Here is a 12779-nt window from a genome sequence, read left to right on the forward strand (position 1 = left end):
GGGGGCGCTTCGCACCCCAGCGGGAGCAAGCTCCCTCGCCACAGGGATCTTAATAATCCCGGCGTTTACGGAAGGCCCAGCGCCCGGCAATCACGGTGAACGTCGCCACCAGCGCCACCAGAATCCAGAACCCATGCTCATCCTGCGACAACGGCACGCCCCCGACATTCATCCCGAAAAAACCGGCAATGATGTTGATCGGCAGCGCCAGCACCGTGACCACGGTCAGGGTGAACAGCGTGCGGTTGCTCTGTTCGTTGAGGTTGGCGGCGATCTCTTCCTGCAACAGCTTGATCCGCTCGCCGAGCGCGGTCAGGTCGTTGATGATCAGCGCAAACTCCTCGGTGGATTTGCGCAACTCTTTGACGTCTTCTTTCTGCAGCCATGGAGGAGGGCGATTGAGCAGGCGCAGCAACGAACCCGGTTCCAGCGCCAGCAAGCGTTGCAAACGCACCAGCACCCGCCGGTTGGCACCGAGTTCGGCGCGGTTGGTCGAGAGGCGCGAGGAGAGCAATTCATCTTCGATCTGATCGACGCTGAGGCTGGTCTTGCGCACGATCTGCGTCAGTACTTCGCCCTGATCGCGCAGCAGATGCACCAGCAATTCCAGCGGTGAACGAAAGCATTCGCCGGCCTTGACCGACGAGCGCAACTTGTCCACCGAGTGCAACGGTTGCAGGCGTGCGCTGACAATCAGCTTGCTGCGCACGCACACCCACAACGTCGATACGTCAGACGAAACCATGCTGCTCAGGTTGAACACCACATCGTTGACCACCGCCAGCAGCGCCGAATCGACATGCTCGATGCGCGTCGAACGCGAGCCTTCGTGCAGCGCTTCGAAAAACTCCTCGGGCAATTGCAGATGACTTTTCATCCAGCGTTCGCACGCGGCGTGCGCCAGATTCAGATGCAGCCAGAGGAATTCATCGCCTTCGCTATCGTCTTGCAGGCAGCGCAGGGCGGTCGCGGAATCCACCTCGCGGCCGCGTTCACCGGGGCGAAATTGAAAGCCGTAAAGCAGGCCGAACAGGTCTGGATCGCGGTGACTCAGGTCGAGGCTGTGGTTCATGAAGGCTCGCTGCGAGGAGGGCGTCTGTCGCGGGATTTGCAGATTCACCTGAGCCGCATCATCGCGCCGGTTCATGACGATTTGGTGACAGCCAAATGACGCCAAATCAATGGCTTGCCAGTCGTCGGAAATTTTTCAAGAAGCGCTCTGGTGCGCCGATTACAGCTGAGTTAGCTTGCGCGCCTTTGGCCATGAGCCACGGTTCGCCGACATGGATGTCCGGCCACAATTCACGTCTTGTCGGACGTGCCTCATCCCTGTCATGAGTAGCTGCGATGTCGGTACAAAAATCCCTGAAGGGGCAAATTCTTGCCCTGTTGAGCGGCAGCCTGCTGGCGATCCTGTTGATCGCGCTGGCCTGTTTCCACTTCCTGTCCAACGGCGTGCAGAGTTACGGCCAGTTGATCGAAGGGCCCTTGCGCACTTCGCAACTGATCGACGAAGCCAACCTGCAATTCAAGGTGCAGGTGCAGGAATGGAAAAACGTCTTGCTGCGCGGCAAGCAACCGGCGGATCTGGCCAAATACTGGAGCCAGTTCGAAGACCGTCAGCGTGATGTGCAAGGGATTCTCGGTGAGCTGGCCAACCAGAAAGGCATCGAGCCTGCGCTGAAAACCCGCATCGAACGCCTGCGTGAAGAACACCGTCAACTGGGCACGGCGTATCAGAAGGGCCGCGATGCCTACGTGGCTGCCGGTGCCGATCCGACTGCCGGCGACGTTGCCGTCAAAGGTGTCGACCGCGCCACCAGCGATCAGATGAGCGCACTGGTTTCCGAGTTGCGTAAAGAGGGCGTCGAGCAATCGGCGCAGATCAGTGCCAGCGCCGACCGCACTGTGTGGCTGGGCTTGCTGGTGATGCTCGCGTCGGGCGTTGTAATTGGCGTGTTCAGCCTGTGGCTGGTCAACCGCAACCTGGTCGAACCGATTCGCAAACTGATCGACTACGTCAGCCAGTTGAGCCAGGGGCGTTTTGGCGAACGTGTGGTCAGCACCCGTCAGGACGAGCTGGGTAATCTGGCCGCTGCGGCCAATACCCTGCGTGATTTCCTCGCTGAAACTTTCAGCCACTTGCAACGCAGCGCTCAGGATCTGGACAGCGCCAGCGGCGAGCTGAACTCCATTGCCACGCTGATGGCTGGCGGCACCAACGAGCAGTTCAACCGCACCGATCAAGTGGCCACGGCGATGAACGAAATGTCCGCCACTGCCCAGGAAGTCGCGCGTCACGCCGCTGATGCAGCACGGGCTGCCGACGATGCCGACCAGTCCGCCCAGCAGGGTGAAAAAGTCATGCAGGGCACCATCCACACAATCACGCAGATGCGCGGTGAAATCGCTAACACCGCCTCGGTGATCCGTCGTCTCGAAGCCGACAGCGGTCGCATCGGCAAGGTGCTGGAAGTGATTCGCGGCATCGCCGAGCAGACCAATCTGCTGGCGCTCAACGCCGCGATTGAAGCGGCGCGTGCTGGCGAGGCCGGACGTGGATTTGCGGTGGTTGCCGATGAAGTGCGCAGTTTGGCGCAACGTACCGCGGCGTCGATTATCGAGATCAATCAGATCATCCAGAGCGTGCAGACCGGCGCGGTGGATGCTGCACAAGCCATCGAAAGCGGTCAGTCGAAAAGCGATGAAAGTGTCGAGCAAGTGACGCAAGCCGGCGCGATGCTTGAGCGCATCACCCAAGCAGTGGAAGCAATTCGCGACATGAACCGCCAGATCGCCACCGCCGCCGAAGAGCAGACCTCGGTCGCCGAAGACATCTCGCGCAACCTGACTGAGATCACCTCGATCGCCAGCACCAACCTCGACAACGTGCAACGCACCGAAAGCGCTAGTCAGAACCTGCATGGACTGTCGGGGCGTTTGAACGAAGTCACCGCGCGTCTGAGCGCCTGATATTCGGCGCGATCAGTCAGTGACATGTGCACTGACTGACATGCCGCCATCGCTGGCAAGCCAGCTCCCACAGTTACCGGGTCAGCCACAGATATCGGCAACACCTTTAATCCCTGTGGGAGCGGGCTTGCCCGCGATGGCGATCTGTCAGTCGAATCTTCAGTGAATGTCACCCCGCCATCGCTGGCAAGCCAGCTCCCACAAGTACCGGGCCAGCCGCAGATATTGGTGACACCCTCGATCCCTGTGGGAGCGGGCTTGCCCGCGATTGCGATCTGTCAGGCGAATCTTCAGTGACTGTCCCACCGCCATCGCTGGCAAGCCAGCTCCCACAGGTACCGGGGTCGGCCGACAAACGCCAGACACAAAAAAGCCGCACGATTTTGCAATCGTGCGGCTCGATGACCCGGTTTATCAGGTGTCTTGTTTGTCGCTCAGGACTTTGCCGGTGGTCGCATCAAAGTCAACGTCGAACTCTTTGCCATCAGCGGTCTTCAGCTCAACTTCGTACTCGTAACCGTTGAAGTGGTTGTCCAGATCGGTGTCGGTGATAGTTGCACCTGGATGCAGTTTCAAAGCTTCTGCGTTCATCGACTCCAGCGATTTGATCTTGCCTTCCTTGACCAGTTGCGGGATCTGATCGACGCGAACGTCAGCCTGAGCCAGGCCAGCGGTAAGGGTCAGGGCAGCAGCGGTAAACAGGGCAGTCAAAGTTTTCATCGGTTATTCCTTTGGTTGATTCTGGTTGATTCGTTTAAGTGGCCTCAGGTTAACCAGCGCAACTTAACTCATCCTTAAAACTTGCGTTGTTTGTTCAATCGGCGTTTTCGGCAGGCTTGCATGCTTGACCTTCAATCTATGGAGGTCGACATGAAACGCATCTTTGCGCGGTTGTACGCGCCGTTGTTCTGGGGCTGCTTTATCGGGGCAGCGCTTGTATTGTCAGGCGTCGCGACGCTGTGGTTGTTGCCGCTGTTTCTATTGGCGTTGTTGCTGTCGTTCGCGGCTGAACATTATTTGCCTTACGAATCGAACTGGAATCACCCGGCCGGGGATCGCCGCCGCGACATCCTGCATGCGCTGGTCAACGAAACGTTGAACGCCGTTGGCCTGCTGGCGCTGCCGGGGCTGGTGGCGTTGCTGGCGATTGACGGTGCATGGCCGTCGGGCTGGCCGCTGTGGCTGCAATTGCTGCTGGCGATTTTCATCGCTGATGCCGGTGTGAGCCTGATGCATTACGCCAGCCATCGCCTGCCGTGGTTGTGGCGGTTACATGCGGTGCATCACAGCGTTGAACGACTCTACGGGTTCAACGGTTTGATGAAACATCCATTGCATCAACTGCTGGAGGCTTCGGCAGGTTTGTTGCCATTGGTGCTGCTGGGGATTCCGTCGAATGTGGCGGTGTTGCTGGCGTTCGCCATCGCTATCCAACTGTTGCTGCAACATTCAAATGTCGACATGCGCCTCGGCCCGTTGCGCTGGATCTTCGCCTGGGCGCCGCTGCATCGCTTTCATCATATGAAGTATGGGCGCGCTGGCGACGTCAATTTCGGGCTGTTCTTTAACCTGTGGGACTGGCTGCTGGGCACGGCGTTTTATACCGAGGATTACCGCATTCGCGAGGGCGATCTGGGGATTGGCAGTCGAGCTGATTTTCCACGGGATTATGTAGCGCAGATCGTGGACCCGTTCACCGCGGTGAGGCTCGGCAAGGAGCCGACTGTGCCGGAAGGCTTGCGCCGTTGAGTCAGTCGAGCAAGCGCACTTCCATGTGCTGCAACGCTTGACGGGCGGTGACGCCGAAGAGTTTTTTCAGGCTGCGCGAGAAGTGCGCCGAGTCGGCAAACCCGGCAGCGTGGGCGGCGTCGGTCACGGCGCTGCCGGCGAGGATCGCCGCCATTGCCAACCGCAGGCGCCGCCACAGCACCAATCGGCGGACCGGCAGTCCGACCTGACTGACGAACAAGCGTTGCAACTGGCTGACTGACAAATGTGCCGTAGCGGCCACGGCGTTTGCCGCGACTTTGCCTGACAGTGAGGTATCGATGGCCGCAAGTGCGCGTTCGATCCGTGGATCGCTGAGTGGGCGACGCGGGCAGTGCCGCACAGCTTGCTCTAGAGCATTGAGCGACAGTTGGCTGTTAAACAACGCCGCGCGTAATGCTTCAACGTCAAACAGCAACGGCTCGGCGTACACGGTAAACAACGGGTCCGGCGCCTCAACAATCGCATGGCGGGTTTGCGACGCGATCATCAGGCGAGACGAGGTGACAGGCTCACCCTCAAGCACAACCGTTACCGGCCGCTCAGGCGCAAGAATGATCTGGTGGGCGTAATGCGAGTGGGGCGCAGTGCGCCCCGACACCCCGTGGATCAAGCCATAGTCGTGCCCCAGCCAGAGGCGGCCTGTCCACGCGGTGTCGGGTGCCACTTAGAAACCGTTGTTCTTCAACACCTGATCAACACTGGCCGCCGCCGGGCGTTTATAGAACTTCAACAGCTCGCTGGCGCGGTTGGTGAAGATACCGTCAACGCCAGCGTCCATGACCTTCTGGAAATCCACCGGCTCGTCGGCGGTGTAAACGTGCACCAGCATGCCCTGATCGTGGGTGTACTGGTTCATCCACGGCTGCACCAGATCCGAATAGCTCTGATCGCCGCCATTGGTCAGTTTCGCCGAGGGGCCGGTGCCGATTGCGCCTTGGGCTTTGGCGTAGTCAACCCATTGCTGGAATTCAGCTTTGGATTTCGGTTCCTGCTTGCCGTAGAAGGCGTTCTTGTCCTGCTCGCCGGAGGCCGCGAAAGTTACGTTGGATTTCGGTTCGATGCTGCCTTCGCCAACCCACAGCAACAGGATCTTCGGAACTTGCGGCATTTCCTTCTGCAGCATTTCCAGGCTGCTCTTCTCGAAGGTTTGCAGGATCACTTTGCCTTTGCCCTGGCCGACGCCGATGGCGCTCTTGGCCAGTTTCGAACCGGCCGGGCTCAGCCAGCCGCGATCCTGCAGTTTTTCTTTAAGGTCACGCTCGATCCCGGGAAACTGCTTCGGCTCCTTGGTTTCGATGTACAGGCCAGGCTTGTGCAGCGGATTGGCCTGGGCGATGTCGATGATTTCGTCGAGGGTCAGAATCTTCAGGCCAGCGTAGGCCGGACGCGCGCGATCCGGGTATTTAGCGTTGTACCAGCTACCGGCATCGAGGGTTTTCAGCTCGGCCATGGTGAAGGCATTGGCCGGGCTGTCCTTGCGTTCCGGGAACTTGGTCGCGACGTCAGTGGTGCGTTGCAGATTGTCGTCGTGCAGGGCGAACAGCACGCCGTCCTTGCTGCGTTGCAAATCCATTTCCAGGTAATCGGCGCCCAAGTCACGAGCGAGTTTGTAGGAAGCGGCGGTGGATTCCGGTGCATCGAAGGATGCGCCACGGTGCGCGATCACGGCCGGATGCGGAATGCCTTGGGCGGCGGCCAGTGCAACCGGGCTCAATTGACTGGCAGCGTTGGCCTGACCGAGGCCGAGCAGCAAGCTCAGCAACAAGGCGCTTTTGGTGAAAGTGGCGGGCATTGTCGAGTTCCTTTCGCAGGCATTTTCAAAGACCTACCTTTTAACAATTCAAACGAAAACGTGCCATCGCCAGACCGACATAAACGTACTTAAAGCGAATTTTTTCGCACTTTTGCGCGTTCGTTTGCAGTACGCTTGGCCACGGCAAGCGCCCCGGCAGAGGGCGCGCCACCCATCCGCCCTGCGTGTAGACCATCGATCAATTCGTGAGGTTTACCATGCGCATCACATCCGAACTCATCTGCCAGGCTGCCGACGACCTCAAGGGTTTTGTCGGTCTCAACCGCAAGACCGGCCACTACATCGTGCGCTTCAGCGAAGACTCGTTCGGCATGGACGTCGCCGATGACGGCATCATTGCGTGCAGCGAGTTTGTCTGGGCGCCGACGACCGAGCAGACCATGACGCTCAAGCGCGAGCGAATTCAATTGTTGCTGGATCAGAATATTGATGAGCGCATCAACATCAGCGAGCCGTTGCGGGTGTATATGGCCAAGTTGCAGGTGCCGGAGATTGTGGCGGTGAGGAGTCTGGTGAAGGGCTGATGGATTTGCGGTGACGGAGCGGGCCTCATCGCTGGCAAGCCAGGCTCCCACAGGATTGGGGGTGTTCACAACATGTGTGTCCACCACAAAACCCTGTGGGAGCTGGCTTGCCAGCGATGGTGTCGACTCGGTTCAATGATCCTGCCCCGAGCCTGCACCACGGCAATCCTCGAGTGAACCTACCTCACTCCGCCCCACGCTCGTTGGCAAACATGCTCACTGCGTCGACCGCCTCACTCGCCCCATCACGAATCTGCAAAATCACCGTCCCCGCCTGATCCGCCAGCTCAACGCCTTGCGCCGCCCGGTCGCGGGTGCCATCCATGCTCTTGATCGCCTGCCGGGTTTCGTTCTGGATCAGTCCGATCATGTTGGATATTTCTGCGGTCGAACCACTGGTGCGCGCCGCCAGTTGCCGTACTTCATCGGCCACCACGGCAAACCCGCGACCCTGCTCACCAGCGCGCGCCGCTTCGATCGCAGCATTCAATGCGAGCAAATTGGTTTGATCAGCAATCGCGCGGATGGTGTTAACGATGGCGGTGATCTGCTCGGAGCGCTCGCCGAGTTGCGCGATCAGAGTCGATGACTGGGCAATGTCCTCGGCAATTTCACGCATTTCGCTGGCCGCTTGCTGGATCACTTGCGTGCCTTGCTCGGCAACTTTTCGGGTCGCCACCGAGATGTGATAAGCCGCACTGGCGCTGCGTGCATCTTGTTCATGCTGCTCGACGCGCGCAGTCACGTCGGAGGCGAACTTGACCACTTTGCACAGGCGCCCGCTGGCGTCGTAGACCGGGTTGTAATTGGCTTCGAGCCATACGGTCTGGCCGCGTTTGTCCACACGCTCGAACTGGCCGTTGAACAACTCGCCCTGATTCAGGCGGCGCCAGAAATCCTGATAGGCGCTGCTGTTCGCCAGTTCCTGCTTACAGAACAACCGATGATGTTTGCCCTTCAGTTCCGCAAGTGTGTAACCCATGCGCGTCAGAAAATTCTGATTGGCCGTCAGAATGCTGCCGTCGAGGCTGAACTCGATCACCGCCATGGCCCGGTCAATTGCCTGGAGCTTGGCGTTGGCTTCGCTTTCCTGCTGCACCTTGGTGGTGACGTCCATCGCGTACTTGACCACTTTCACCACCCGACCCGACGCATCCTTGATCGGGTTGTAACTGGCTTCGAGCCAGATCGGCCGGCCCTGGCTGTCGACCCGCTCAAACGTGCCGGACTGGAACTGACCGTTTTTCAACCGCGACCACAGTTCGGTGTATTGGCTGCTGCGCGCGAATTCGGGCGGGCAAAAGCGGCGGTGTGACTGGCCGATCACTTGCTCAGCGGTGTAACCGGTGGTCTTGAGAAAGTTGTCGTTGGCGCGCAATACCACGGCGTCGAGGTCGAATTCGATCACCGCCATCGAACGGTTGATCGCTTCGAGCAGGCCGGATTGCTGGGATACGGTGTTTTGCAGATCGTCGATGACGGCCTGATTGCGATTGAAGAACATGCTGGTGGCACTCGGGAAATTAGGGCGTGAAGGGTTGTCCCTGTTCCGGCGCTGCCAGCCGAACGCGCTGTTGGCGTCGGCGATGGCAGTACAGTGCCAGCATTCCAGGCTGACCGCAGAATCTTATACAAAGCGCTAGTGCTTGTACAAGAAATTGCGAGCGTGGAAGTTGTACGAGTTTTGTAACGCGTCATTGACCAGCAGCGCGTGCTGGATTCAGAGCTGGTAGCAGGCCAGAAACATGTCCAGTGCCGCTTCGACCACAGTGTTTTGCATCGCTTCATCGAGGATCGGTTGGCCCATGGAAATCTGCGGCCAGAAGGCGAAGGATTTCAGCAGCCCATGCACCTGATGCGCGGCGAACTCCGGATCGACAGCTTTCAGCCGACCATCTGCCTGCGCTGCGCGGATCCACACGGTCACGCTTTCCTCGCGTTCGCCCATGCGCGCAACCATGTTCTGCGCGCGTTCCGGGGAATGAATCGTGGCGGCGATGGCGACCCGAGCCAGATCGAGAAAGTTTTCGTCGGCCATCATCTGCAGTTTGGCCAATAACAGCTGCCGCAATTGCTCGCGCAGAGGCTGATCACCGCGGTACGGCATGGCCAACTCAGTGCTGATGCGTGCCCACAACTGGTTGAGGATCTCGGCGAACAGCTCTTCTTTGCTGGGGAAGTGGTTGTACACCGTGCGTTTGGACACCCCAGCTGTGGCGGCGATTTTGTCCATGCTGGTGACTTCGAAACCGTTGACACGAAATTCGCTGATCGCCGCCTGAATAATGGCTGCGCGTTTGCGGTCGGTGAGGCGCTGTGGAGCTGTCATAAATTCGATTCGGCAGTGGCTGGCAGATAATTACACTCGGCAGTTTACTTGGCGCCGAGTTTGATGCAACCTAGAAACTACACCGATCAGTGTAATCCTCACTTAATCGGAACAACCTAAAAACAGATGTCCGGCTAATGCGTGCTTTGGCCATTTATCGTCCCACCGAGGGAAAACCGTTAATTGCGCGGTTTTTCAGGAGTCAGTCTTTGATGGCCAATTCAGTTTCCTCAGCGGGTAACCCGACACCTGAAGCCTCGCGTCAGGCCGAAGGGACATTCCGCAACCACGCGCCGGTGCAACGCGAAGGCCTGCGCAAGATGCTGCGCATCATGTGGAACATGATTTTCCACAAACCGCGCAACACCCGGCCGGCCAACGCGATTCCGGTGCAGCCGCTGAAGCTTGCCGACTTGATGTCCGCACCGAACCAGAGCGTCTGGCGCCTCGGTCACTCGACCCTGCTGCTCAAGCTGCAAGGTAAATTCTTCATCACCGACCCGGTGTTCGCCGAGCGCGCCTCGCCGGTGCAATGGGCCGGGCCGAAACGCTTCCACCAGCCGCCAATCAGCATCGACGAATTGCCGCCGATCGAAGCGGTGATCCTCTCGCACAACCACTACGACCACCTCGACTACGAAGCGGTGCTCAAACTCGCCGACAAGACCAGCGTATTTCTGACTCCGCTGGGCGTCGGCGACACCCTGATCAAATGGGGCATCGATGCCAGCAAAGTCCGCCAGTTTGACTGGTGGCAAGGCACTGAAGTCGCCGGCATCCGTTTCATCGCTACCCCATCGCAACACTTCTCTGGCCGTGGCTTGTTCGACGGCAATCAGACCCTGTGGGCATCGTGGGTAATCATCGACGGCGATACGCGAATATTCTTCAGCGGCGACACCGGCTACTTCGACGGCTTCAAACGCATCGGCGAACAGTACGGCCCGTTCGACCTGACCCTGATGGAAACCGGCGCCTACAACGTCGAATGGCCGCACGTACACATGCAACCGGAAGAAACCCTGCAAGCGCACATCGACCTCAAGGGCCGCTGGCTATTCCCGATTCACAACGGCACCTTCGACCTGGCGATGCACGCGTGGCATGAACCGTTTGACCGGATTCTCGCGCTGGCGTGGGATCGCAGTATTTCGATTACCACACCGCAGATGGGCGAGGTGTTTAACCTGATGCAACCGCAACGAGGGGACGCGTGGTGGTTGGAAATGGAACAGGAGATGTCAGAAAAAGCGCGCGCAGCTTGTAGCGGCTACAAGGTAGGGTGAGTTTTCCTACGGTGCATGGTTCTTGGGGCTGACAGCCGTTTCGTACGGCTTCGGTAAGGCTAGATCGCGAGTGAAATGACTCACTCGTGATTAGCCATAACAAGGACTATCGACATGAACAATCGCTTCAAACCCCAGATGACGACGCTGGCTCCAGCCAATCTGATTTCCCAGAAAAGCATCTGCGCAGCTTTTGCTTCGACCGCAGACACAGCTCTCGAGTACGCAAGCGCCAGTGAACTCAGTGAAATGATGGCCAGCAATGAGCTGACAGCCGTCGCGCTGATTGAGCATCTCACCCAGCGCATCTCAGATATGAACGAGCAGGGGCCGGCCATCCGCGCAATCATTGAACTTAACCCTCAGGCCCTTGATGTCGCCAAGGCCATGGACGAGGAGCGCGCCCAAGGCCAGCTTCGCGGCCCGTTGCATGGTGTTCCCGTCCTGCTTAAGGACAACTTCGACACGGCAGATAGCATGCAAACCAGTGCGGGTTCTTTAGCGTTGGTTGGGGACCCGGCCGCCCAGGACGCCTTCGTGGTTAAACAGTTGCGTGACGCCGGCGCCATCCTGCTTGGCAAAACCAACATGAGCGAAATGTCCGGTGTTCGGGATATGTCCTTGCCGTTTGGTTGGAGTGGCCGAGGCGGTCAGGGGAAAAACCCACACCTGTTGAGCGCCAGTACGTCTGGATCAAGCTCCGGGCCGGCAGCGGCAGTGGCCGCGGGTTTTGCACCGCTGGCAATCGGGACTGAAACCAACGGATCGATCACCGGCCCCGCTTCGGCCAATGGAGTGGTCGGAGTCAAGCCGACGCTGGGACTGTTCAGCCGCTCCGGCGTTGTCCCTATCACCCGTTTGCAAGACACACCTGGCACCCTGACTCGAACGGTTCGGGATGCAGCATTGCTGTTCAACATTCTGCAGGGAACCGATGCAGCGGACGCCGCGACGGCCGATGCGCCCAGCGGAATTGATTACACCGCGTTACTCACCACCGATGCCTTGAACGGCAAACGTATCGGTTATCCGCTCGCCTATGAGGGCGCTAACGGGGGGCCGCTGACCCCAAGCCTGGAAATGCTTGGGGCAATGGCAACACTGGAAGAACAGGGCGCCGCGCTCGTTCCGTTGACCATTCGCTTTCCGAATATGGACCGTTACTTCGATGGCTTGATGGGCGGGATGAAACATGAGTTCCCCGAATATCTCGCCAGCCGCTCAGGGCTGCTGGTCAATTCGTTGCAAGAGCTCATTGACTTCAACTCGCGCAATCCGGGTGAAGAGCAATATGGCCAGAAAATGCTTGAAGCCATCAACGCAGTGGCAATCTCTCATCCAGAAGCGAGCGCACTGATTGCCGAAATCAGTGCCAATTTTAAAGACGCTATTGATCAGCAAATCAATGAGCACAACCTGGACGGTTTGATGGCCGAGGCCGATGGCTACTCTCAGTTCTCTGCCGCCGCGGCGGGCTGTCCAGCCATTACCGTGCCGTCGGGTATGAGTGATGGTGGGGTCCCGACTTCCGTGTTCTTTTATGGCAAGCAATGGAGCGAGCCGCAACTGTTTGCAATGGCTTACAGCTACGAGCAGGCGTCGCAGGAGTTGCAGCATCCGGCGTTCAAGTAATCTCAGTGGCCCTGTCCGTATCGAATGGTTCTGACAGGGCCAGAACATCTGGGAGATCAGGCGAACACCACGTCAATTCTGTCGTCCTCACCACGCCCCATCGGCTCCGGCGTCTCACCCCGGACATTCCCACCACGCCCTGGCGCAAACCCGGGAAAAAACACCAACCCCTGCGACTCCAACCGATACGTCAGCGCCAACCGCGTCGCTTCGGGCACATCCTGCTGGGCTTCAAAGCGCTGGACGTCTTCCACCGGAACCCCGGCTTCCCGCGATAGCTGGTCCACGCTCCAGCCCAACATCGCTCGGGCCTGGACGCAGTGAGTCGGGGTGAATTGGAAAAGGGCGATACGTTCGAGAATGAGGTTCATCGCAGAAGAGGCCATGGGTGTGCTCCGGGCTCGAGAGTGCTGATGGAAAATGTACTGTGTTTTTGTACAGTTGTTTTGAGC

General features: G+C 58.8%; 12 protein-coding genes and 1 pseudogene. 6 read left to right on the forward strand and 7 right to left on the reverse strand.

The genetic code is table 11. The features are described 5' to 3' along the window. Nucleotides 1-49: 49 nt before the first annotated feature. Nucleotides 50-1072 (reverse strand): transporter, encoded by a 1023-nt coding sequence (locus ACP7EE_RS05670; RefSeq protein WP_426233869.1) that lies wholly within the window; start codon nucleotides 1070-1072, stop codon nucleotides 50-52. A gap of 857 nt (nucleotides 1073-1929) precedes the next feature. Between ACP7EE_RS05670 and ACP7EE_RS05675 the strand changes: the two are divergent. Both ACP7EE_RS05675 and ACP7EE_RS05680 read left to right on the forward strand, forming a co-directional pair. Beyond that, nucleotides 1930-2040 (forward strand): annotated as a pseudogene (locus tag ACP7EE_RS05675) (hypothetical protein); the annotation flags it as partial. Nucleotides 2041-2268: 228 nt separating this feature from the next. Next, nucleotides 2269-2973 (forward strand): methyl-accepting chemotaxis protein, encoded by a 705-nt coding sequence (locus ACP7EE_RS05680; RefSeq protein ID WP_420646680.1) that lies wholly within the window; start codon nucleotides 2269-2271, stop codon nucleotides 2971-2973. 414 nt (nucleotides 2974-3387) lie between these two features. Here the strand turns inward: ACP7EE_RS05680 and ACP7EE_RS05685 are convergent, their stop codons facing one another. Continuing rightward, the gene (locus ACP7EE_RS05685) at nucleotides 3388-3693 is read right to left on the reverse strand and encodes a PepSY domain-containing protein (RefSeq protein ID WP_420646384.1); all 306 of its coding nucleotides are present in this window, start codon (nucleotides 3691-3693) and stop codon (nucleotides 3388-3390) included. A 150-nt stretch (nucleotides 3694-3843) separates the two neighbouring features. Here ACP7EE_RS05685 and ACP7EE_RS05690 point away from each other — a divergent pair, with 150 nt between their 5' ends. Continuing rightward, nucleotides 3844-4722, forward strand: coding sequence for a sterol desaturase family protein (locus ACP7EE_RS05690; protein ID WP_426233870.1), 879 nt, complete (start codon nucleotides 3844-3846; stop codon nucleotides 4720-4722). A 1-nt stretch (nucleotide 4723) separates the two neighbouring features. Here ACP7EE_RS05690 and ACP7EE_RS05695 read toward each other — a convergent pair whose 3' ends face one another. Together ACP7EE_RS05695 and ACP7EE_RS05700 are read right to left on the reverse strand one after the other, a co-directional pair. Further along, nucleotides 4724-5407, reverse strand: coding sequence for a helix-turn-helix domain-containing protein (locus tag ACP7EE_RS05695; RefSeq protein ID WP_426233871.1), 684 nt, complete (start codon nucleotides 5405-5407; stop codon nucleotides 4724-4726). After that, nucleotides 5408-6535, reverse strand: a complete 1128-nt coding sequence (locus ACP7EE_RS05700; protein WP_426233872.1) for a glycerophosphodiester phosphodiesterase — start codon at nucleotides 6533-6535, stop codon at nucleotides 5408-5410. A 218-nt stretch (nucleotides 6536-6753) separates the two neighbouring features. Here ACP7EE_RS05700 and ACP7EE_RS05705 point away from each other — a divergent pair, with 218 nt between their 5' ends. Next, the gene (locus ACP7EE_RS05705) at nucleotides 6754-7080 is read left to right on the forward strand and encodes a DUF2025 family protein (RefSeq protein WP_426233873.1); all 327 of its coding nucleotides are present in this window, start codon (nucleotides 6754-6756) and stop codon (nucleotides 7078-7080) included. 184 nt (nucleotides 7081-7264) lie between these two features. On the opposite strand, the gene ACP7EE_RS05710 is transcribed toward ACP7EE_RS05705, so the two are convergent. Together ACP7EE_RS05710 and ACP7EE_RS05715 are read right to left on the reverse strand one after the other, a co-directional pair. Then, nucleotides 7265-8584 carry a methyl-accepting chemotaxis protein gene (locus ACP7EE_RS05710; RefSeq protein ID WP_426233874.1) on the reverse strand — a complete coding sequence of 440 codons (1320 nt, stop codon included), beginning with the start codon at nucleotides 8582-8584 and terminating at the stop codon, nucleotides 7265-7267. Between the two features lie 216 nt (nucleotides 8585-8800). Next, complete coding sequence (locus ACP7EE_RS05715; RefSeq protein WP_426233875.1) at nucleotides 8801-9409, reverse strand: TetR/AcrR family transcriptional regulator; 609 nt, start codon at nucleotides 9407-9409, stop codon at nucleotides 8801-8803. A 212-nt stretch (nucleotides 9410-9621) separates the two neighbouring features. Here ACP7EE_RS05715 and ACP7EE_RS05720 point away from each other — a divergent pair, with 212 nt between their 5' ends. Then, complete coding sequence (locus tag ACP7EE_RS05720; RefSeq protein ID WP_426233876.1) at nucleotides 9622-10695, forward strand: MBL fold metallo-hydrolase; 1074 nt, start codon at nucleotides 9622-9624, stop codon at nucleotides 10693-10695. A 114-nt stretch (nucleotides 10696-10809) separates the two neighbouring features. Continuing rightward, nucleotides 10810-12327 (forward strand): amidase family protein, encoded by a 1518-nt coding sequence (locus ACP7EE_RS05725; protein ID WP_426233877.1) that lies wholly within the window; start codon nucleotides 10810-10812, stop codon nucleotides 12325-12327. A 56-nt stretch (nucleotides 12328-12383) separates the two neighbouring features. Here ACP7EE_RS05725 and ACP7EE_RS05730 read toward each other — a convergent pair whose 3' ends face one another. Then, nucleotides 12384-12713, reverse strand: coding sequence for an XRE family transcriptional regulator (locus tag ACP7EE_RS05730; RefSeq protein ID WP_426233878.1), 330 nt, complete (start codon nucleotides 12711-12713; stop codon nucleotides 12384-12386). Nucleotides 12714-12779: the final 66 nt, after the last annotated feature.

The sequence above is a fragment of the Pseudomonas sp. TWP3-2 genome (assembly GCF_049897765.1).
Lineage (GTDB): Bacteria > Pseudomonadota > Gammaproteobacteria > Pseudomonadales > Pseudomonadaceae > Aquipseudomonas.